The 21,205-nt window shown below is 66.2% G+C and carries 17 protein-coding genes and 1 riboswitch; of the genes, 11 read left to right on the top strand and 6 right to left on the bottom strand.

Annotation, left to right across the window (positions count from 1 at the left end; translation table 11 throughout):
* Positions 1-80 precede the first annotated feature (80 nt).
* Positions 81-1,184, top strand: coding sequence for an LPS export ABC transporter permease LptF (gene lptF / locus VGN46_RS17570; RefSeq protein WP_331645594.1), 1,104 nt, complete (start codon positions 81-83; stop codon positions 1,182-1,184).
* Positions 1,184-2,281, top strand: a complete 1,098-nt coding sequence (lptG, locus tag VGN46_RS17565) for an LPS export ABC transporter permease LptG (protein WP_331645593.1) — start codon at positions 1,184-1,186, stop codon at positions 2,279-2,281. The genes lptF and lptG overlap by 1 nt, the downstream gene beginning before the upstream one ends.
* A 9-nt stretch (positions 2,282-2,290) precedes the next feature.
* Here the strand turns inward: lptG and VGN46_RS17560 are convergent, their stop codons facing one another.
* Entirely contained in the window at positions 2,291-5,761 is a 3,471-nt protein-coding gene (locus VGN46_RS17560) for a two-component regulator propeller domain-containing protein (RefSeq protein WP_331645591.1), read from the bottom strand.
* A 144-nt stretch (positions 5,762-5,905) separates the two neighbouring features.
* On the opposite strand from VGN46_RS17560, the gene VGN46_RS17555 reads away from it, so the two are divergent.
* From VGN46_RS17555 to VGN46_RS17535, 5 genes are all read left to right on the top strand, one after another.
* Entirely contained in the window at positions 5,906-7,360 is a 1,455-nt protein-coding gene (locus VGN46_RS17555; protein ID WP_331645589.1) for a GTPase, read from the top strand.
* Between the two features lie 104 nt (positions 7,361-7,464).
* A complete protein-coding gene (locus tag VGN46_RS17550; protein WP_331645587.1) occupies positions 7,465-8,088 on the top strand; it encodes a YceI family protein in 624 nt (207 codons plus the stop codon).
* Positions 8,072-8,656 (top strand): cytochrome b, encoded by a 585-nt coding sequence (locus VGN46_RS17545; RefSeq protein ID WP_331645585.1) that lies wholly within the window; start codon positions 8,072-8,074, stop codon positions 8,654-8,656. The genes VGN46_RS17550 and VGN46_RS17545 overlap by 17 nt, the downstream gene beginning before the upstream one ends.
* The gene (locus VGN46_RS17540) at positions 8,653-9,213 is read left to right on the top strand and encodes a YceI family protein (protein ID WP_331645583.1); all 561 of its coding nucleotides are present in this window, start codon (positions 8,653-8,655) and stop codon (positions 9,211-9,213) included. Before VGN46_RS17545 ends, VGN46_RS17540 begins: the two co-directional genes overlap by 4 nt.
* 3 nt (positions 9,214-9,216) lie before the next feature.
* Positions 9,217-10,563 (top strand): GTP-binding protein, encoded by a 1,347-nt coding sequence (locus VGN46_RS17535; protein ID WP_331645581.1) that lies wholly within the window; start codon positions 9,217-9,219, stop codon positions 10,561-10,563.
* 145 nt (positions 10,564-10,708) lie between these two features.
* On the opposite strand, the gene VGN46_RS17530 is transcribed toward VGN46_RS17535, so the two are convergent.
* Positions 10,709-10,933 (bottom strand): glutaredoxin family protein, encoded by a 225-nt coding sequence (locus tag VGN46_RS17530; RefSeq protein ID WP_331645578.1) that lies wholly within the window; start codon positions 10,931-10,933, stop codon positions 10,709-10,711.
* A gap of 76 nt (positions 10,934-11,009) precedes the next feature.
* Between VGN46_RS17530 and VGN46_RS17525 the strand changes: the two genes are divergently transcribed.
* Complete coding sequence (locus VGN46_RS17525) at positions 11,010-12,392, top strand: L-serine ammonia-lyase (protein WP_331645576.1); 1,383 nt, start codon at positions 11,010-11,012, stop codon at positions 12,390-12,392.
* 25 nt (positions 12,393-12,417) lie between these two features.
* Here the strand turns inward: VGN46_RS17525 and VGN46_RS17520 are convergent, their stop codons facing one another.
* On the bottom strand, positions 12,418-12,798 hold the full coding sequence (locus tag VGN46_RS17520) for a hypothetical protein (protein WP_331645574.1): 381 nt from the start codon (positions 12,796-12,798) through the stop codon (positions 12,418-12,420).
* 158 nt (positions 12,799-12,956) lie between these two features.
* On the opposite strand from VGN46_RS17520, the gene VGN46_RS17515 reads away from it, so the two are divergent.
* Positions 12,957-14,624 (top strand): APC family permease, encoded by a 1,668-nt coding sequence (locus tag VGN46_RS17515; protein WP_331645572.1) that lies wholly within the window; start codon positions 12,957-12,959, stop codon positions 14,622-14,624.
* A gap of 162 nt (positions 14,625-14,786) precedes the next feature.
* Here the strand turns inward: VGN46_RS17515 and VGN46_RS17510 are convergent, their stop codons facing one another.
* Genes VGN46_RS17510 through metX form a run of 3 tightly spaced genes read right to left on the bottom strand, consistent with a single transcriptional unit; the run spans position 14,787 to position 18,081 of the window.
* Positions 14,787-15,851: a homoserine dehydrogenase gene (locus tag VGN46_RS17510; RefSeq protein ID WP_331645570.1), complete on the bottom strand. Its 1,065-nt coding sequence runs from the start codon at positions 15,849-15,851 to the stop codon at positions 14,787-14,789.
* Positions 15,848-17,044, bottom strand: a complete 1,197-nt coding sequence (gene metB, locus VGN46_RS17505) for a cystathionine gamma-synthase (protein ID WP_331645568.1) — start codon at positions 17,042-17,044, stop codon at positions 15,848-15,850. The genes VGN46_RS17510 and metB overlap by 4 nt, the downstream gene beginning before the upstream one ends.
* A 2-nt stretch (positions 17,045-17,046) precedes the next feature.
* Positions 17,047-18,081, bottom strand: coding sequence for a homoserine O-succinyltransferase MetX (gene metX / locus VGN46_RS17500; protein ID WP_331645566.1), 1,035 nt, complete (start codon positions 18,079-18,081; stop codon positions 17,047-17,049).
* An 88-nt stretch (positions 18,082-18,169) separates the two neighbouring features.
* Positions 18,170-18,285, bottom strand: a riboswitch (SAM riboswitch).
* Positions 18,286-18,471: 186 nt separating this feature from the next.
* On the opposite strand from metX, the gene VGN46_RS17495 reads away from it, so the two are divergent.
* Complete coding sequence (locus VGN46_RS17495) at positions 18,472-19,488, top strand: cysteine synthase A (protein WP_331645564.1); 1,017 nt, start codon at positions 18,472-18,474, stop codon at positions 19,486-19,488.
* Positions 19,489-19,535: 47 nt separating this feature from the next.
* Positions 19,536-21,140 (top strand): peptide chain release factor 3, encoded by a 1,605-nt coding sequence (locus VGN46_RS17490; protein ID WP_331645562.1) that lies wholly within the window; start codon positions 19,536-19,538, stop codon positions 21,138-21,140.
* Positions 21,141-21,205: the final 65 nt, after the last annotated feature.

Raw genomic sequence — 21,205 nt, 5'->3', positions numbered from 1 at the left:
AAGCCGTCCGGGGCGCGGACAGGCTAGACTTGAGGTTTGCCGGCCGGGACTGACGCGGCTCCAACCGCGAATTCTACCAAATGCTCAGCATCCTCGACCGATACTTCCTGCGCGAACTGGCCTCGGGCATCGTGGCGACCGCCATCGTGCTGCTGGTCATCTTCGCTGGCGGCGCCTTTGCGGGCGTCCTGCAGAAGGTCGCGAACGGCAGTATCCAGCCCAGCATCATGTTCGAGGTGCTTGGCCTGCAGATGCTGGACCTGCTCTCCACCCTGCTGCCCATGGCCGCCTTCCTGGGCACCCTGATCAGCCTGGGCCGCATGTATCGCGAGAGCGAGATGCACGTGCTGGCCTCCTCGGGCATGGGCCCGCGCGGCATGCTCCGCCCGATCACCCTGCTGGCCGCCCTGACCACGATCCTGGTAGGCGTGCTCTCGCTGTGGCTGGGCCCCTGGTCGGCGCGTACGGCCGACCAGGTGATCGCCGCCGCGAACAAGTCGGTCATCGCCGCCGGCCTCGATGCCGGCCGCTTCACGGAACTACCCGGCAAGGGCGGCATCATCTTCGTCGATACGCTGAGCCGCGATGGCACCGTGCTGGGCAAGACCTTCCTGGCGACCGACCGGGTCGACTCCAATGGCAACCCGCAGGTCCGCGTGGTCAATGCGAAGCACGGCCAGATGTACCAGGAGAGCAACGGCCAGGACCGTTTCCTCGCCCTGTACGACGGCTGGCAGTTCGAGATCCCGCTGGGCGGCGATAACTGGCGGCGCATGAAGTACGAGCGCAACGACGTCTCCCTGTCCAACATCAGCGACGACGATGACGACACCGATCCGGCGCATGAGTCGACGACGACGCAGCTGTTCAAGGCAGGCACGGCGGACTCGCTGGGCGAGCTGGTGTCGCGTTTCGCCGCGCCGGTCTCGACCCTTGTACTCATGATGATGGTGCTGCCGATGTCACGCCAGGCGCCGCGCGACGCCCGCTATGGTCGCCTGCTGGTCGCCGTGCTGGCCTACTTCCTGTACGTGGTGTGGCAGCTCATCGCCCGTACACAGATCATCAAGGGGCACCTGCACACATCCGTGCCGATCTGGGTATTGCACATCCTCGTGTTCAGCATCGCCGCCTGGGTCTTCTGGAAACAGAACACCGCGCGCCGCGTGAAGGTGGCGGCGTAATGGCATCGCTCTCCATCAAGCGGGCCGATCGCCTGATCGGCGCCAGCGTGCTCGGGACCCTGCTACTGGTCTGGCTGGTGCTTGCCGGCTTTGACTCCCTCCAGCAGTTCGTCCGCCAGCTCGGCAACATCGGCAAGAATGGCTTTTCGCTCTACGATGCCATCGCCTACATCATGCTCACGGTGCCCCGGCGCCTGTACCAGATGTTCAGCAATGCCGCGCTGATCGGCGGCCTGCTCGGCCTGGGCGGCCTGGCGGCGACCGGCGAGCTCACCGCGTTGCGCGCGGCTGGCATGTCCAAGCTGCGTATCGCCACTTCGGCGGCCGGCGTGGTCGCTATCCTTACCGTGCTGGTCGTGATCATGGGTGAGACGGTGGCACCTTACGGCGACCAGCATGCGCAGGCGATCCAGGTGCGCATGCGCTCGAGCAACCTGGGCTCGACCAGCAGCGGCCTGTGGGCACGCGATGCCGGCAAGATCATCAATGCGAAGTCCGCCATCGCAACGCAGGAAGGCGATCTCACCACGGTGAAGCTGGTCGACGTCCGCGTGTTCTCGTTCACCCCGGATGGCCAGGTGGCGGAGTTCTCGCACGGCGATAGCGCCATCCACGATGGCAGCCAGTGGGTGATGACCAATGTGCGCACGAGCACGCGCGACGAGGGTGGCATCCATTCGCTCACCGCGCCGACCCAGACCTGGAAATCGCGACTGAACCCGCACGTGCTGGAGCAGTCGATCATCCACCCCGAATATCTCTCCATGTCCGACCTGCGCCGGAACATGCGTTACCTGGAATCCAACGGGCAGAATCCCGGCGCCTACGCCGTAGCCTTCTGGGGCCGCGTGGTGTTCCCGTTCAACGTATTGGTGCTGGTGCTGTGCGCCATGCCCTTCGCCTTCGGCTCATTGCGCTCGGGCGGTTTCGGCAAGCGGCTTTTCATCGGCATCATCCTGGCGATCGGCTGGTATTTCCTGTCCGGTGCCATGGTGAACTTCGGCACCGTATACGGCCTGCCGCCGCTGATGGCGAACCTGCTACCGACGGGCCTGCTCGTCGCCGGCGCCCTCGCGTACTTCCGGCGCTTCGGCTAGTCCGGGGCCTCACGCCGCCACGCTGTCGAGCGTGGCGACGAGGCCATCGCCCGTCAGCGGCTTGCGCAGCAAGGCATCCATGCCCGCCGCGCGCACGGCCTCGCCTTCGTCACCGGCGGAGCGTGCCGTCACGGCCACGATGGGCATCGCGCCTGCGCGCTCCATCCGCCGTACCATCCGCGCCACCTGGAAGCCATCCATCACGGGAAGATCCAGGTCGAGCAGCATCACATCGAACGAGGCGCGGGCCAGTTCGGCGAGTGCAAGCAGGCCGTCGCCCACTACGAGCACCTCGTGCCCGCGCTGGCGAAGCAGCCCTGCGATCACATCGGCAACGACCGCGTCATCTTCAACCAGGAGCACGCGGCGAGACGCGCCCGCCGCCGGTGAGACGTCGCTGGCAACACACGCGCCACCCTGGCACGTGCACGGAGGCAGCGAGAGCCGCACGGTAAACGTGCTGCCTACACCGGGCACGCTGTCCACGCTGATGCTGCCGCCCATCAACGAACACAGCTCATGGCAGATCGCGAGCCCCAGGCCTGAGCCTTCGCCGCGCTGCTTCGTGCCACCCTGCTCGAAGCGCGTGAAGAGCCGCGCCATCAACGCGCGATCCATGCCGGGCCCGGTGTCACGAACGACCGTCTCCATGACGTCGCCTGCCCACCCCATTTGCACCGACACGCCACCCTGCTCGGTAAATTTCACGGCGTTGTTCACCAGGTTCTGCAACACCTGGCGCAGCCGCACCGGATCGGCGCGCAAGGCGCGGGGCACCAGCGGATCGACGCGGAGCGAAAGCGCCAGTCCCTTCTCGCGGGCAGCTGCCGAGGCCAGCGCGATCGCCGCCTCGGCGATCGCGCGAGGAGATACGCATTCGGGCTCCAGCACCAGGCGACGCGCTTCGATCCGGGTAAGGTCCAGCGCATCGTTCACCAGGCGCAGCAGCATCGTGCCGGAGCGACGCACGGCTTCCACATAGGAACGCTGCGTATCGTCCAGCGAGGTGCGTGCGATCAGTTCGGCCATGCCGAGGACGCCGGTCATCGGCGTGCGGATTTCGTGCCCAAGCGTCGCCATGAACTCCGTTTTCGCGGCATTCGCTTCTTCGGCCAGGCGCCGCTGCTGTTCGGCCAGTTGCACGCGCATGGCCTGGCCGACACGCGTACGCGCCGCGCTGATCACTGCCGCGATCAGCCCCAGCACCGCCAGTGCATACGTCAGCCAGGCCCACCAGCGCAGCCAGGGAGGCGCCTGCACCTCGATCCGGATGGGGACGGGTAGTTCGCCTTCGATACCATCGCGGCCACGGCCGATCACGCTGAGCGGGTAGCTGCCCGGGGCAAGTGTCGCGAACTGGCCCTCACCCTCCTTGCCGGTATGCAACTCGGTGCGCGAAGTCCCTTCGCCAAGGATGAAATCGATCCGGTTACGGTCGGGGTTGACGTACGACAACGCCCTGGCCCGTACGCTGAGTTCGCGGTCGTACCAGGCCAGGCGCAACACGCCGTCAGCAATCGGTAGCGCCGTCCGCACGCCGTCCCGCAGCACGCTGGCGCCGAGCACCGCGACGCCTGGCTTGCGTGAGTGGTCCCGTTGGCGATCGGGACGAAAGCCCACCAGGCCACCTAACGTCGCGCCGTAGGTCGTGCCATCGGCGAGGCGTACCGTGGTCGCATGGGTGAACTCGCCGTTGGCGAGCCCGTCGGCGAGGCCGAACGGGCGAAAGGTGTTGCCACGGGGATCGAAACGCCACACTCCCGTTTGCCCGTACATCCACAAGCGCCCGGTGACATCACGGCGGATGTTGAGGATGTCGGCGGCCGGGAAACCTTGCGCCCCGCCCAGCGAGCGATCGAGCACGGCGCGCATTCCGTCCCACGTGTAGTGTTCAAGAAGGCTGGGGCGGACCACCCAGAAGCCATCTTCGTCGGGCTCGAAGGCATTCACCCGGCCGGGTGCAACGCCATCGATATAGCGCATGCGGCCGTCGCGGCGATCACGCCGCGCGAGTCCGGCGAGGCTGGCCTGCCACAGGTCGCCGCCCACGATTTCAACCTGCCGGGTGTCGTACGCGCCGCGGCGCTGTTCATCGAACAGCAACGGCGTGGCATGACGCAACGCCGGATCAAGGGCGAACACGCCCTCGCCCACCGCGGCTACATACACGGCACCATCGGGTGCCTGGGTCATCGTCGTCACCGGCCGGCTGATGTCGCCACGCAACCACGGCGACACATGCCCCGCATGAATCCGTGTCAGGCCCTCCACCGTGCCTGCAAGAAGATCGCCCTTGCGGGTTTCGAGCAGCGACTGGATCCGTGCGGTGCCGATATCGAATGCGTGGCCCGTGCGGCCTGTCGCGGGATCGAACGCACGCACCCACCCACGCAAACCGCCAACCCACAGGTTGCCATCACCATGCTCCGACACGGCGGTCACCGTACGCCCGGGCAGGCTGAAAGGATCGGTGGCGACATGCGCGAAGCGGGTGAAATCCTCCCAACTCGGGCCCAGGTAGCCGAGGCCACCATCGCTCAGTGCGAACCACAAGCCGTGCTCGCGATCCTCCATAAAGCCGCGCACGGAGCGGCCCGGCAGCCCGCCCTGCGCGGTCCACGCCCCGGCCACCGTATGCACGCGGCCGTGGCGGTCCAGCATCATCAGGCCATCGAGGCTTGCGATCCAGGTGGTCCCGTGACTGTCCGCGAGCGTGGCGTACATGGGTATCGTCGGGACGCGCCGATCGCGCCGGAACGTGCCGTCGGCGGCGCGCCGGTAGAGGCCGCGCGATGTCGCCGCGACGACATCGCCGCCATGCACATCGATACCGAGCACGCGGGTGTCTCCGCCATCGTCGAACGCTGCCCGCGTGGCTTTGTGGTCATCCGCTTCGAGCATGTCCACACCGCCATCGCTGCCGATCCATAACCTCCCATCGTCGTCGGCGTGCAGTGCGCGGATGGAAGCGGACGCAAGACCGCCTGGGCCCGGGCCCAGGTGCTCGAGGCCACTACCGTCCGGGTCGATGCGGTCCAGGCCATCCGCCGTGCCAACCCAGATCGACCCGTCGCGGCCCTGGGTGATGACGCGTACCTCCGCATCCACCAGGCCGTCGCGCCAGTGGATGAAGCCACCTGTCGCCGGGTCGTAGCGCGCCAGCCCCAGTTCCGAGCCACCCATCCAGATGCGCTCATCCCTGTCGACGAACAGTGCCGTTATGCCCCCCACCGGGAGCGCCTCATTCTGTTCGGTGCCGAGGGATGGCGAGGTGAAAGCCACGCCGTCAAAACGGGACAGGCCCGACGCCGTGCCTACCCAGACAAAGCCGCGTGCATCCTGCACGACGGCATTCACCTTGCTGCTGGGGAGACCTTCGTGCAGGCCGTAACTGCGAAATTGGGGCGTTGGCACAGGAGGCATGCCGGCGCGCGCCGGGGTGAAATACGTGGCGACGGCAAGCGCGGTCGCTGCGAGCATCCATCTCGTCATGTGCGTGGGGTGTCTACGCCAGGTTCCTGATTCGGCCCGCAGGATGCCATGCACCCCTATCGCGAACGACCCGGCAAACGTCCCGCATTCATGTAGGACAAGCCTGACCTGCTTGCCCGTAGAATGCGAAGCATGTCCCGTCGACTTCGCTTGCTGATCGCGGCCATCGGTATGGCCGCCCTCGCCTGGTTGCTCATGGCCACGCTGGAGCGTGCGCTGGCGCTCGCCCAACGCTTCATGGCGCTGCCTGAAGGCCTGCGCTGGCTGGTCGGCGGGTTGCTGGTGGTGATCCTCGCAGGCGGACTCGCCGTGGGTGCGTGGTGGCTTCGCCCGCGCAAACCACGCGCACCTGTTCAGGCTCCGGACCGGCCCTCACTGGAATCTCGCCTCGCCAACCTGCGCGAATCGGGTGCCGAGGTTGAGGAACTTCGCAGTGAACTGGGCGAACTGGACCGGCGGCGCATCGCGGGTGACCTGCATGTCGCGGTGTTTGGTGAAATCTCCACCGGCAAATCGACACTGATCTCGGCGCTCGTTCCCGGCGCCTCGACGCAGAGTGATGCACGCGGCGGCACGACGCGCGAGGTCATGCATTACCAGGGCAGCGCGCCCGATGGCACGGCATGGGTCGTCGCGGATGTGCCCGGGAGCGCGGAAGCCGGCGGTGAGGCGCGCGAACGCATCGCGCGTGAGGAAGCGTTGCGTGCGCATGCCGTGGTCTACGTCTGCGCGGGCGACCTGACCCGCGCCCAGGCGAACGAGCTCCAATGGCTTGGCGATTTCGGCAAGCCACTCGTCCTCGCCTTGAACAAGGCCGACCAGTGGAGCGCGGAGGAGCGTGCAAGCATGGCGCAGCACCTGCGCGCCGCGACCGCTGGCGTGCCCGATGCCGTGGTACTCACCAGCGCGGGCGGCGAGGAACGCTTCACCCGCCGGCTCGGTGATGGCAGTACCGAAGACGTTCGGCGCCAACGCAAACCTGAAATCGGGGAACTGATCGCCGCATTGCGCCGCCTGACGACCACCGGTGCACAAGGACTGGAGCCCGCGCGGGAGAACGCCGTACTCGCCGGTCTGCACGAACGCACAGCGGTGCTTGAGAAGGCGCAGCGTGCGGCCGAGGCGGAGCGCATCGTCACACGGTATGCACGCCGCGCGATCGTGGGCGCGATGGCAGCGGTCGCGCCAGGCACCGACCTGGTCATCCAGGGGGTACTGGCAACCGGCCTCGTCCGCGCCCTGGCTGATCTTTACGGCACACGCGTCACCGATGTGGAAATAGAGGCCTTGTTGAAGCAGGTCCGCATGACCTTGCGAACCGGGACGTCGGTCGTGTTGGCCGTGGCGGGCAATGCCCTCAAGGCCTTCCCGGGGCTGGGTACGCTGGGCGGTGGCGTGCTGCACGCGTTCGCCTATGCGCTGATCTTCGACAGCCTGGGTAAAGCACTGGCTGCCACGCTGGCCGAGCACCAGCACCTGGACCAGGCCGAGGCCGGCGAGCGCATGCGCGACCTGCTGGCGGACACCCGGGGCAACCGCCTGCGCCATCTGGCGGAACTCACCAGCGATGCCCTGCGGGATCGCTAAGTGAACAATCCGTTCGCGGCACGCGGGCTGACAAGGCCGGCGCCGTCGGCCACACTCTTTCCCATCGGCCGCCCTTGGCGCCCCCTGATGGAGCAGGCCCCCTGATGCGACAGCTCCTCCTCCCCGCCCTTCTCGCCCTGGCCGCGGCTGGCAGCGCCCACGCGGCGACCCAGGCTTACCAGATCGACCCGGTGCATAGTTCGGTCGTATTCAACGTGGACCACAACGGCTTTTCGCGCGCCTTCGGTCGTTTGCGTATCAGCGACGGCACGGTGCGTTTCGATCCGGATAACTGGGCCGCCTCATCGGTGAACGCCACGATCGATCTCGCCTCCGTCGACATGGGCGATGCCGAATGGGACAAAGCCGTGCGCGGCAGCAGCCTGCTCGACGCCGACCGCTCGCGCACGGCGCGTTTCACCAGTGATTCGGTAGAGAAACGCAGCGACGACGAGGGCACCCTGCATGGCAAGCTCACCCTGCGCGGCGTGACGCTGCCGCTGGATATCCCGTTCCGCGTGAACCGCGTCGGCAAGACGATCTATGGCCTGCATACCATCGCCGGCTTCTCCGCCAACCTCGTGCTCGACCGCACGACGTTCGGCATGACCGAAAACACCGGCTCGATCGGCACCCAGGTGTCGGTATGGCTGGAAATCGAAGCCATCCGCGGCGGCGAAGGCCCCGCAAGCCACGATAAGGAAACCCCCGATGCCCACGCGCAGTGAACCTACCCGCTGGAGCACCGTCGCCAAGACGTTTCACTGGTTGATGGCCCTGCTGATCCTGGGCAATGGTGCGTTCGCCCTGTGGATGGACGGCCTGAAGCCGTCACTGAACAAGATCAACATGTTCGCGCTGCACAAATCCATCGGCCTCACCGTGCTGGCGCTGTTCGTACTGCGCCTGGCATGGAAGATGTTCGACCGCCGGCCACCGGATGAACCGGCACCGCGCTGGCAGCAGTTCGCGGCGCATCTCGTCCACGGCTGCCTCTACCTGCTGATCGTGGCGATCCCGCTGAGCGGCTGGGCGTTCAATTCCGCGCACGGCTTCCCGCTGCAATATTTCAAGCAGTTCAACCTGCCGGCACTGGTGGAAAAGAACGAAGAACTTTCCAATACGCTCGGTACGGTGCACGTGTATCTGTTCTGGTTCTTGTTGCTGGTGCTGGTCGCGCACATCGGTGGCGCGCTGAAGCATCACTTCATCGACCGCGATGACACCCTCCGCCGCATGCTGCCGTTCGGGCGTGCGAAGCGGAACTCCCCCACTTCCTCCGGAGATACGCCATGACCTTGTCCACCCGCCGCCTTTCCGCGCTGGCCGTTGCGCTTGCCCTGCCCTTCGCCGCCTCCGCGGCGGATTACAAGGTCGGCCCGGGTAGCACGCTCGGTTTCAGCGGCAAGTTCCAGGGCCAGCAGTTCGATGGTTCCTTCGGCAAGTTCGACGCGGCGATCAGCTACGACCCGGCCAACCTGGCCACGGCCAAGTTCGATGTGAGCGTGGATGTCGCTACCGCGAAGACCGGCGATGGCGATCGCGATAAAGCGTTGCCGACGGCCGATTTCTTCGACGCGTCCAAGTTCCCGAAGGCGCACTTCGTCACGACCGGTTTCACCAAGGATGCGAAGGGCAATGTGGTCGCCAACGGCACGCTCACCCTGCATGGCGTGTCCAAGCCGGTACAGCTGAAGGTGGTGTTCAACCCGAACGCCGGTGGTGCGCGCCTCTCGGTCACCGGCAGCCTCAAGCGCCTCGATTTTGGCGTGGGCAGCGGTGAGTACAAGGACACCGGCACGATCGCCGACGACGTGCTGGTCAACGGCTCGCTGAACCTGCTGCCGAACTAAGTCGTGGCCGAAGGCTGGCGTGACCGTCTGCGCGGCCTGGCGGGCCGCTTCCGCCGTGGTGCGCCGAGTGCGGCCGCGGTGGAGGCGCGCGGCGGTGCGGTGGGCGCCAGCCTGCGTGGCCTGCTCGACGATCCCTCGATCCCGGCCGACGTGCGCACGGCCATGGCCTCGGATTTTCGGCGCGTCGAAGAGATGCTTGAACGCATCGAGCGCGAGGAACTGCATGTCGCCGTGTTCGGCCGCGTCTCGGCCGGCAAATCCGCGCTGGGCAATGCCCTGCTCGGCCGTGACGCGTTCGCCATGGGCGTCCTGCATGGAACAACGACCGAAGCGGATGCGGTGCGTCTCGACGAGGCCGCGCACGCCGGCCTCGTGTTGATCGATACCCCAGGTATCAACGAACTCGGCGGCGAAGCACGCGAGAAGCTGGCCTACGAGGTCGCCGAAGTCAGCGACCTCATCGTGTTCGTCGCCGATGGTGACCTGACGCGCGAGGAACGCGATGCCTTGCGCACACTGGCCGCGACGTCGCGACCGCTGCTGCTCGTGTTGAACAAGGCCGATCGTTACAACGACGACGAGCGCGATGGCCTGCTCGACCGCTTACGCGAACACACCGCGGGCCTGGTCCGTCGCGAGGATGTGCTGGCTGTCGCGGCACGCCCAGCGCCACGCGTCGTCGTTGACGTGGATGCGCACGGCCATGAAACCCGCGTACACGAGGCGCTGCCCGCCGATGTCACCGCGCTCAAGCAGCGTCTGGTCGCGATCGCAGAGCGCGAGGGCAAGGCTCTTGCCGCCATCCACGCAGGACTGTTTGCCGGCAAACTTACCGACCAGGTCACCGCGCATATCGCCACGGCGCGGCGCGAGGTGGCTTCAGGTGTGATCCGCCAGTACTGCATCGCGAAGTCCGTCGCCGTGGCGTTGAATCCTGTGCCGGTCGCCGACCTGTTGCTTGCTGGCGGCCTGGATGCAGCGATGGTGGTGCAGTTGAGCCGTGTTTACGGGCTGCCGTTGACGCGGGCCGAATCGGGCCGGCTCGTCGCCGTCATCAGCACGCAACTGGCCGCCCTGATGGGCGCAGTATGGGGCGTGCAGTTGGTCGCTTCCGCCCTGAAGGGGCTCAGCGGCGGCCTCTCGGTGCTGGTCACGGCCGCCGCGCAGGGTGCCTTGGGCTGGTACGCCACCGTGCTGATCGGCCGCGTGGCCGAGCGGTACCTCGTCTCAGGCAAGTCCTGGGGCGAACACGGCGCCAAGCGCGCCGTGGCCGAGGTCGTGGCCAGTCTCGACCGCGATTCGATCCTCCGCGAGGCGCGCGAAGAGATTCTTAAGCGCCTTAAGCGTTGAGGGTTCCCATCGCGCGCAAGCGCGCTCCTACAGCAGACCTGCGCAGACTCCTGTAGGAGCGCGCTTGCGCGCGACCAGCCAACCCTGCGCAGACTCCTGTAGGAGCGCGCTTGCGCGCGATGGGCCAACGGAGCGGTGAAGCCGTCTATTCAGCCAGCGCCCGGGCCGCCAGCTCGTCAAACGGCCAATCCAGCTCCACGCCATCGCTGCGCCGCAGCACCGGCACGCGCACGCCATAGCGTGCTTCCAACCCGTCATCCTCATCGATCCAGACCGAGGAAAACTCAGGGAAACGCGCCTGCACCAACACTTCCAGGGCCTGGTCGCACAGGTGGCAGTCATCGCGCTGGAACAGGGTGAAGGCGTACATGCGGAGGTGTATGGGCTCGTGGTGGGTCGGGCGTAGAATAGCCGGCTATTCCCCATAGCCAACCCCACGTCCAGCCATGGCAGTCAGCGTTTTCGACCTCTTCAAGATCGGCATCGGTCCATCCTCCTCCCACACCGTCGGCCCGATGCGGGCCGGTGCGCGCTTTGCGGAGCATTGGCTGGAGGAAAAAGGCGTGCTGGAGCGCGTGACCCGCGTACGCTGCGAGCTGTTCGGCTCGCTGGCGATGACCGGCCGCGGCCATGGTACGGACAAGGCCGTCCTGCTCGGCTTCGAGGGCGAATGGCCTGACAAGGTCGATCCCGACGCCATCCCGGCAACATTGGAGCGCATTCGCTCGACCCGGCGCATCAACCTGCTGGGCCGCCACGAGATCGCCTTCGACGAAAAGGTCGACCTGGTCTTCAACAAGCGCCAGAAACTGCCGTTCCACACCAATGGCATGCGTTTCTCGGCGTATGACGCTGACGGCAACGAACTGGCGACCCGCGACTATTACTCGGTGGGTGGCGGCTTCGTGGTGAACCCGGACGAGGCGGCCGAAGACCGCATCGTGGCCGACACCAGCGAGCAGCCGTATGCGTTTTCCACCGGCGACCAGATGCTCGCGCTCTGCTCTGAGAACAATCTCACGATCGCCCAGTTGATGATGCGCAATGAGGGCATCTGGCGTCCTGAGGCGGAGACCCGCGCGGGCCTGCTCACGATCTGGAAGGCCATGGAGGATTGCGTGGCCCGCGGCCTGCGCTCGCCGGGCGTCCTCCCGGGCGGCCTGAAGGTGAATCGCCGGGCGCCGGCGATGGCCGCGGAACTGCGCGCCCAGCCGGAGGCCGCGCTGCGCGATCCGCTGACGATCCTCGACTGGGTGAACCTCTACGCCCTGGCGGTGAACGAAGAAAACGCCGCGGGTGGCCGCGTCGTCACGGCGCCGACCAACGGCGCCGCGGGCATCGTGCCCGCCGTGCTGCACTATTACCGGCATTTCTGCCCCGGTGCGTCGGAGGACGGCATCATCACCTTCCTGCTCACGGCGGCCGCCATCGGCATTCTCTATAAGGAGAACGCCTCGATCTCCGGCGCCGAAGTCGGCTGCCAGGGCGAAGTGGGCGTGGCCTGCTCCATGGCCGCCGGCGGCCTGGCCGCCGCGCTCGGTGGCAGCGTCACCCAGGTGGAAAACGCGGCCGAGATCGGCATGGAGCACAACCTGGGCCTCACCTGCGACCCGATCGGTGGCCTGGTCCAGATCCCCTGCATCGAGCGCAACGCCATGGGCGCGGTCAAGGCGATCAACGCCAGCCGCATGGCGCTAAAGAGCGACGGCAAGCACCACGTCTCGCTGGACAAGGTCATCGCCACCATGCGCGACACCGGTCGCGACATGAAGGACAAGTACAAGGAAACCTCGCGCGGCGGCCTGGCGGTCAACGTTATCGAGTGCTGATGTGTGGGAGCCCACGTGCCGGAAATTATTTGGTCGGACAGGCCCGCGGCAGGCGTTCGACCGTCTCGACCCGCACCGGTTCGTCCTGTCCCCACCAGTTCGCGACGGCCGTGTAGCAGATCCGCAGCTTGCCCTTGCGGGTGTCGAAGCGCGGCTTGCTGGTGTACGCAAAGCACGAAACCGAGGCCAGGTGCCCCAGTTCGCGCATGGTTATGGCGCAGCGCCGCACGGATTCGACCGGGTCCTCGCCAGGGTACAGGGTGAAGTAAAAACCCTTGGCGGTACGGTCGTATGACTCCGAATCGATCAGCCGGCCCTTGTCGCTCCACGGCGTCTCGGCTGCGGCAATGCCGCATACCGATATGGCGACAAGCCATATGCCGTTGACGACTACCTTCGATCGCATTCGAACCCCTTCTTTCTTACCGCATCGATCAGTGTATATCGATGTGCCCATGGTTTGCGTAGGGGATCGCTGGCTGACACGGCGGCCGGGGGCTGTCATCATCCGGCCCTTGTGCCGCCCTGGGCCGGGTTTCCCCGGTCCGTCCGACCGGAGTCCCCATGTCCCAACACCATATCCGCCGCGATGTCGGCGCCTTCGCCCTTATGCTCACCGGCCTGGGCTCGATCATCGGCTCCGGCTGGCTGTTCGGCGCCTGGCACGCGGCCCAGCTCGCTGGCCCTGGCGCCATCTACGCCTGGCTCATCGGCGCCGTCATCATCCTGTTCATCGCCCTGACCTACGCCGAGCTGGGCGCCATGTTCCCCGAGTCGGGCGGTATGGTGCGCTACGGCCATTATTCGCACGGTTCGCTGGTGGGCTTCATCGCCGGCTGGGCGAACTGGATCGCCATCGTCTCGGTGATCCCGGTCGAAGCCGAAGCCTCGGTGCAGTACATGGCCTCGTGGCCCTGGGAGTGGGCGAAATGGACGAAGGATCTCTACGTCGTGACCGCCGGCCATGGTGAGCTCACCCCGCCCGGCCTGGCGATCGCCGTGGTCCTGGTGTTCGTGTACTTCTTCCTGAATTTCTGGAGCGTGAAGCTTTTCGCCAAGAGCAACACGGCGATCACCGTGTTCAAGCTGGTGGTGCCCGCCGCAACCGGCGTCGCGCTGATCTGCACGAGCTTCAACCCGGGCAACTTCCACATTGGCGCGCACGGCGGCACCCACGCGATCGACATCTCGTCGATCCTCACTGCCGTCGCCATCTCGGGCATCGTGTTCAGCTTCAACGGCTTCCAGAGCCCGGTGAACCTGGCCGGCGAAGCACGCAATCCCGGTCGCAGCGTGCCGTTCGCGGTCATCGGCTCGATCCTGCTGGCCACCGTGGTCTATGTGTTGCTGCAGATCGCCTTCATCGGCTCCGTGCCACCGGACCAGCTGGCCCAGGGCTGGGCTGCCCTCGAGTACGCATCGCCGTTCGCGCAGCTGGCCACCGCCCTGCTGATCAACTGGCTGGCGATCCTGCTTTACGCCGATGCGTTCGTCAGCCCCAGCGGCACCGGCGCGACGTATACCGCGACCACGGCACGCATGATTTACGCCATGGAGCGCAACGGGCACCTGCCGAAGATCTTTGGTCATATCAATCCGCGCTTCGGCATCCCGCGCCCGGCGATGTGGCTGAACCTCGGGGTGAGCTTCATCTTCCTGTTCTTCTTCCGTGGCTGGGGCACGCTGGCCGCGGTCATTTCGGTGTCGACGATCATCTCGTACCTCACCGGCCCGGTCAGCGTCATGACGCTCCGCCGCACGGCGCCCGAGCTGAAGCGCCCGCTGCGCATCGCCGCGCTTCCCGTACTGGCGGCGCTGGCCTTCATTTTCGCCACCGAGCTGTTGTACTGGGCCAAGTGGCCGCTCACCGGTGAGATCATCCTGCTGATGGTCGTGGCGCTACCGCTGTACTTCTACTACACCGCCAAGAGCGGCTGGGAAGACTTCGGCCGCCACCTCCAGGGTGCGTGGTGGCTGATCGCGTACCTGCCGATCATGGCGGCGATCTCCTGGGCCGGCAGCAAGACCTTCGGCGGCCACGACTACATCCCGTACGGTTGGGATCTCGCCCTGGTCGCGGTGTTTGGCGCGATCTTCTACTTCTGGGGCGTGTCCTCGGGCTGGCGCACACCGATGGTGGAGGCCGCGCGCTTCCATCACGATGAGGAGCCGGGTGAACCGGTGCTACCGCCGAGCGCGGACGAAGCCGAGGCCATCACCGGCCACCGCTAAACGAATAAGGCGCCCTTCGGGGCGCCTTTTTTACCTTGTCGTGGAGTGGATCTCGCGCGCAAGCGCGCTCCTACAGAACACATGCGCAGGCCAACCCACCTGCCGCGCAGGCATTTGTAGGAGCGCGCTTGCGCGCGATCCACCTACGCAGCGGTGTAGCCATCAAAGTCCGAGCACATCACCTAACAGCGCTTGCGCGGTAATCTCCGGACCCGCGCCCGGCCCCTGGATCACCAACGGCGTGGAGTGGTAGCGCGTGGTGGTCAATGCAAACTGATTGTCCGTGCCCGACAGCCGCGACGCCGGATGATCCAGGCCGACCTCAACGAGGCCAACGCGGGCACGCCCACGCTGATTTAGCCGTGCGAGATAACGCAACACCTTGCCGTTGGCCTTCGCCTCGGCATGACGGCGGGCGAGCGGTTCGTCCAGCTCTTTCAGCCTATCGAGAAAGGCCGCCGTATCCAGACCGCGCAAAGCCTCGGGGACCAGGCTTTCCACTTCGACTTCGTCACTGCCCAACGCGAAGCCGGCATGCCGGGCGATGATCAACAGCTTGCGCGCGACATCCTCGCCCGAGAGATCCGAACGCGGATCCGGCTCGGTGAAGCCCAGGCGGCGCGCATCGGCGAGCAAGGCGGAGAACGGGCGCGATCCGTCATACTGGTTGAACAGCCACGACAGCGAACCCGAAAACACGCCTTCGAGGGTAAGCAGGCTATCGCCGCAGCGGCGCAGGCGGCGCAGCGTGGAAAGCACGGGCAGGCCCGCACCTACGGTCGCGGCATCGCCGTAGACCGCGCCACTGGCCGAGGCCGCCTGAAGCGCGCGCCAACCCTGGAGATGGCCACCGGCTAGCGCCTTGTTCGCCGTAACCACGTGGTATCCACGTTCCAGCCACTCGGCATGCCGGGTGGCCTCCTTGGTACAGGCCGTCGCATCGATCACCACCTTGCGCTCGGCGCCGGTGGCATCGAGTGCCGCGAGCAAGGGGCCGTTATCGCGGCCATCGCGGGCCTTTGCAAGAGCATCGGCGACTTCGACAGGGCGCAAACCCTCGGCCAGCACGTGCTGGCGGCGCGAGTTGGCCGCGCCGACAAGCCGCAACGTATTTGCCGCAGGCGTCGCGAGAAGGGTCAGCAGGGCCCGGCCGACGACGCCGGTGCCCAGAAGCACAACCGCCGTATGCGGCGCGGCGGGTGCCAGCGGAGCCACCACCGCGCTCATGCGCCGACCTTGCGTTTGGAAGCGGGACGGGCGGCCGCAGCGGCGCGACCGAGCGCGGCCTCAAGATCATCGATGAGGTCGTCGCCGTCTTCAATGCCGATGGACAGGCGAAGCAGGTTGTCCGCAATACCCGCGGTGCGGCGAGCCTCCGGAGCCATCGCGGCATGCGTCATCGTCGCCGGATGCGCCACGAGGCTTTCGACGCCACCGAGCGATTCCGCCAACGAGAAATACTGGATGCCATCGACAAAGGCTTCGATCGCGGCATCGCCGCCGCGCAGTTCGAAACTGAGCATGGCGCCGAAGCCTTTCTGCTGACGCTGGGCCAACGCATGGCCGGGATGCGAGGCGAGGCCGGGGTAGTAGATGCGCTCGACCGCTTCGTGGGCATCCAGGCGCTCGGCGATGCGGCGTGCGTTTTCCTCGTGAGCGCGCAGGCGCACGGCCAGCGTACGCACACCGCGCAGGGTCAGGAAGCTGTCGAACGGCGAACCGGTTTGGCCGTTGCAGTTACCCCACCACTTGAGCTGTTCGGCGACGGCGGGATCGGCGGCGATCACCGCACCACCCACCACGTCGCTGTGGCCATTGATGTACTTGGTGGTGGAATGCAACACCACGTCGGCGCCGAGTTTCAGTGGCTGCTGCAGGGCCGGCGAGAGGAAGGTGTTATCGACCAGCACCAGTGCGCCCACCGCGTGCGCGGCCTGCGAAACGTGGCGCACGTCGGTGATACGCAGCAATGGGTTCGATGGGGTCTCGATCCAGACCAGGGCCGGCTTCGCCGCCAGGCCCTCGGCCAGCGCGGTCGGGTCGTTGAAATTGACGAAGCGCACGCTGAAGCGCCCCTTCTTCGCCCATGCATCGAGCAGGCGCCAAGTACCGCCGTAGCAATCGTGCGACGCGATAACCAGGCCACCCGCCGGCACGAGTTCGAGCGAGAGTGCCACTGCCGACATGCCGGTATTCGTGACGACGGCGCCCGCACCTTCTTCCAGTTCCGTCAGCGCATCAGCCAACAGATCGCGCGTGGGATTGCCACTGCGCGAGTAGTCGTACGCACGCTTGCGACCGAAGCCTTCAAAGGCGTAGTTCGTGGAGAGATGCAGCGGCGGCACGACGGCGCCATGCTGCGTGTCGGATTCGATACCGGCGCGGACGGCGCGGGTGCACAGGCGGGTTTCACGAGTCATGGTTAGCGGGCTCCGCAACAGTCGTTGAGTGCGTGACGCAGCACGGGAGCGAGCTGCACGGTTTCTTTGAGGAAGGCGTCGTGGCCATACGGCGAATCCACGACTTCAAGGGTGGCGGTGCCGCCGATGCGACGCTGCAGTTCACACAGGTCGGAAAGCGGTACCAGGCGATCGGAAGGGAAACCCACGAGCGTGGTCGGTGCGTGTACGCGTTCCGGCGCGACGTCGTGCAGGTCGATCGACTCCGACAACGCGAGGAAACGCTGCGGATCGAAGCGTTCGACGAAACGACGACCCGCGTGCTCGAGGTAATCTTCGACAGGGAAGTAGAAGCGACCTTCGCGCAGCTCAGGACCGGCGGCGAAACGACGCGAGAACTCCTCACTGCCGCGATACGTGGTCATCGCCAGCTGACGGGCCAGGGCGAGTGCTTCATCGGTGCGACCCGTTTCGATACCCAGGCGCACGATGCCGCGCTGCACGGAACGCTGCGCCGTCGAGAGCGGATGCGGGCGGTGCGCACCGGCCAGCAACACGAGCGACTTCAGTTTGTCCGGGTGATTCGCCGCGAAAGCGAGACCGGTCATCGCGCCATAGGACGAACCGATAAAGGCTTGTGCGCGGCCGATGCCGAGCTCATCGACCAGCACGGCGAGCACCGCGGCCTGGTCTTCACTGGAGACCGACTCGACGCCTTCGATATCGCCGGGGACGAGCCAGTCGATGGCGAGCACGCGGCAGTGCGCAAGATCGATCGCACCGCCCTCACCCACCAGCTCCTGCCACCAACCCTGGCGGTCGCGGCCCGCGCAAACATCGCGTGTGGCCGAGATGCCGCCCTGGACGATGACCGTGGGCGCGTTCGGGGCGCCGCACCAGAGATAGCGCACATCGACCTGCACGGCCTCGCTGCCGTATTTGGGCGTGAAGGCCACGCGGCGGGTACCACGCTGCTCGGTGAGATCGGCCGCACCACGCGGCGCGGCGGTTTCAGCCACTTCGGAGAGAGGGATCACGGTGAGGGGCTCTGCTGGCATGTCCGGGGTTCCTGTCGGGTCGAGCCCCTGCGGATACCTATAGCCGGACTGCCAGGCACGGTGCGCAAGAACGCGCCCGGCTCGGACATTCCCATCTATCGGGTTACGTGGCGAACCACGCACCGCAGGAGTTGGCACCGTTGCGGAAATCCGCAGGTTGCCCCGGCTTCAAAGGGCCTGTCCCTCAGCCGGTCTCGATGAGTGAAACCGACGATACGCGCCGAGCCATGGTGTGTCAACAGCCGTATAGACGTCTAAACCTCCAATTACTTGCGATGCCCTCTGTAGGAGCGCGCTTGTGCGCGATGGGCCTTGCCGCAACCCCCATCGCGCGCAAGCGCGCTCCTACAGGGGGTGTGGCGGTCTGGGAGGGCGGGTTAACATCGGGGCATGGCTACTTATCCCACCCTCAGCGCCGGTATCGGCCACACGCCCCTTCTGCGCCTGCGCCACGCCTCGGAGGCCACCGGCTGCGAGATCCTGGCCAAGGCCGAGTTCCTGAACCCCGGTGGCTCGATCAAGGACCGCACCGCGCTGGGCCTGCTGGATGACGCTGAGCGCCAGGGCCTGGTCCGCCCCGGCGCCACCCTTGTGGAGGGCACCGCGGGCAATACGGGCATCGGCCTGTCCCTGCTGGGCAACAGCCGCGGCTACCAGACCGTCATCGTCATGCCGGAGACCCAGAGCCGGGAGAAGATCGATGCCCTGCGCGCCGCTGGCGCAGATGTCCGCCTGGTACCCGCCGTGCCATGGACCGACCCTAACCACTATGCGGCCACGGCGCGCCTGATCGCCGACGAACTGAACGCGGTGGTACCGGGCAGCGCCTGGTTCGCCAACCAGTTCGACAACCTGGCCAACCGCCAATGGCATGAGGACCACACCGGGGCTGAAATCTGGGAGCAGACCGGTGGCACGATCGATGGCTTCGCCTGTGCCTCGGGCACCGGCGGGACCATCGCCGGCGTCGGCCGGGCCCTGAAAGCCCGCCGCGAGGGAATTGTCATCGCCCTGGCCGACCCGGCCGGCTCGGCCCTGGCCAGCTACGTCACCACGGGTGAAGCCAAGGCCGAGGGCAGTTCGATCACGGAGGGCATCGGTAACGCCCGGCTCACCGCGAACTTCCTGGATGCACCGATCGACCTGGCCTGGTCGATCCCGGATACCGAGTCCATCCCCGAAATCCACGCCCTGCTTCGCCAGGAGGGCTACTGCGTAGGCCTGTCCAGTGGCGTCAACATCGCCGGGGCGGTCCGCCTGGCCCGCCACCTCGGGCCGGGCCACACCGTGGTCACGGCCCTGTGCGACAGCGGCATGCGTTACCAGGCCAAGCTGTTCAATCCCGCCTTCCTGCGCGAGAAGGGCATCGCCGTGCCGGACTGGCTGGCCGCGGCCTTCCCGGGGTAAAACCGCGCTAGAATATGGGGTTAGCCCTTCGATGCGACCCTAGGTTCATGTCTTCACACCTCTCCGAGACCAAGCGGCGGCGTAGCTTCGCCATCGTCAGCCACCCCGACGCCGGCAAGACCACGCTGACCGAAAAGCTGCTGCTGTTCGGCGGCGCGATCCAGATGGCCGGCTCGGTGAAGAGCCGCAAGGCCGCCCGCCACGCCACTTCGGACTGGATGGCGCTGGAAAAAGAGCGCGGTATCTCGGTCACCTCATCGGTCATGCAGTTCCCGTACAACGGGGCGATCGTGAACCTGCTCGATACCCCGGGCCACGCAGACTTCTCGGAAGATACCTATCGCGTGCTCACGGCCGTCGACTCGGCGCTGATGGTGATCGACTGCGCGAAGGGCGTGGAAGAACGCACGATCAAGCTCATGGAAGTCTGTCGCCTGCGCGATACGCCGATCATGACCTTCATCAACAAGCTCGACCGCGAGGGCCGCTCGCCGATCGAACTGCTCGATGAAGTGGAGTCGGTGCTGGGTATCGCCTGCGCACCGGTTACCTGGCCGATCGGCATGGGCTCGCGCCTGAAGGGCGTGTACCACCTGCTGCTCGACGAGGTCCACATCTTCGAGCCGGGCAAGAACTTCACCCGCCAGGATTCGACGATCTTCAAGGGTGGTCTCGATAACCCGGAGCTCATCGCCCGCATCGGCGAAAGTGCCCTGCAGGAGGCGCGTGACGAACTCGAACTGGTGCTCGGCGCGTCCAACCCGTTCGATGTCGAGGCTTACCTCGCCGGCAAGCAGACCCCGGTGTTCTTCGGCTCGGCCGTGAACAACTTCGGCGTGGAGCTGTTGCTCGAGTTTTTCGTCGAACATGCCCCGTCACCACGTTCGCGCGACACGCTCACGCGTGAGGTGTTGCCGCAGGAAGACAAGCTCACCGGTTTCGTGTTCAAGATCCAGGCCAACATGGATCCGGCGCACCGTGACCGCGTCGCGTTCATGCGCATCTGCTCGGGTACGTATACCGCCGGCATGAAGATGCAGCAGACGCGCACGGGTAAGGAAGTCCGCATCGCCAACGCACTGACCTTCATGGCCAGCGATCGCGAGATCGTTGAACGCGCCTACCCGGGCGATGTCATCGGCCTGCACAACCACGGCACCATCACCATCGGCGATACCTTCACCGAAGGCGAAGGCCTCTCCTTCACCGGCATTCCCAACTTCGCACCGGAACTCTTCCGCCGTGCGCGCCTGCGCGATCCGATGAAAATGAAAGCGCTGCAGAAGGGCCTCGCCCAGCTATCCGAAGAAGGTGCGACGCAGTTCTTCCGCCCGCTCATGTCAAACGACCTGATCCTCGGCGCGGTCGGCGTACTCCAGTTCGATGTGGTCGCTTACCGCCTGAAGGACGAGTACAACGTCGACTCGTCGTTCGAGCAGGTCGGCGTTGCCACCGCGCGCTGGGTGCATTGCAGCGACGAGAAGAAGCTGGAGGAGTTCAAGGAAAAGAACGCCTCCAACCTTGCGATCGATGCGGCCGGCGAACTGGTCTACCTCGCCCCGACCCGCGTGAACCTGCAGCTTGCGCAGGAACGCTGGCCACAGGTGCGTTTCTCGGCGACACGCGAGCACGCCGCCTCAGTCGAAGTCTGATCCTGTAGGAGCGCGCTTGCGCGCGATAGGGTCTTGCCGCGAGCACCCATCGCGCGCAAGCGCGC

The organism is Luteibacter sp., assembly GCF_036500425.1.
Taxonomy (GTDB): Bacteria; Pseudomonadota; Gammaproteobacteria; order Xanthomonadales; family Rhodanobacteraceae; genus Luteibacter.
The sequence above is the reverse complement of the archived record's forward strand: the minus strand, read 5'-3'. Positions and strand labels throughout refer to the sequence as shown.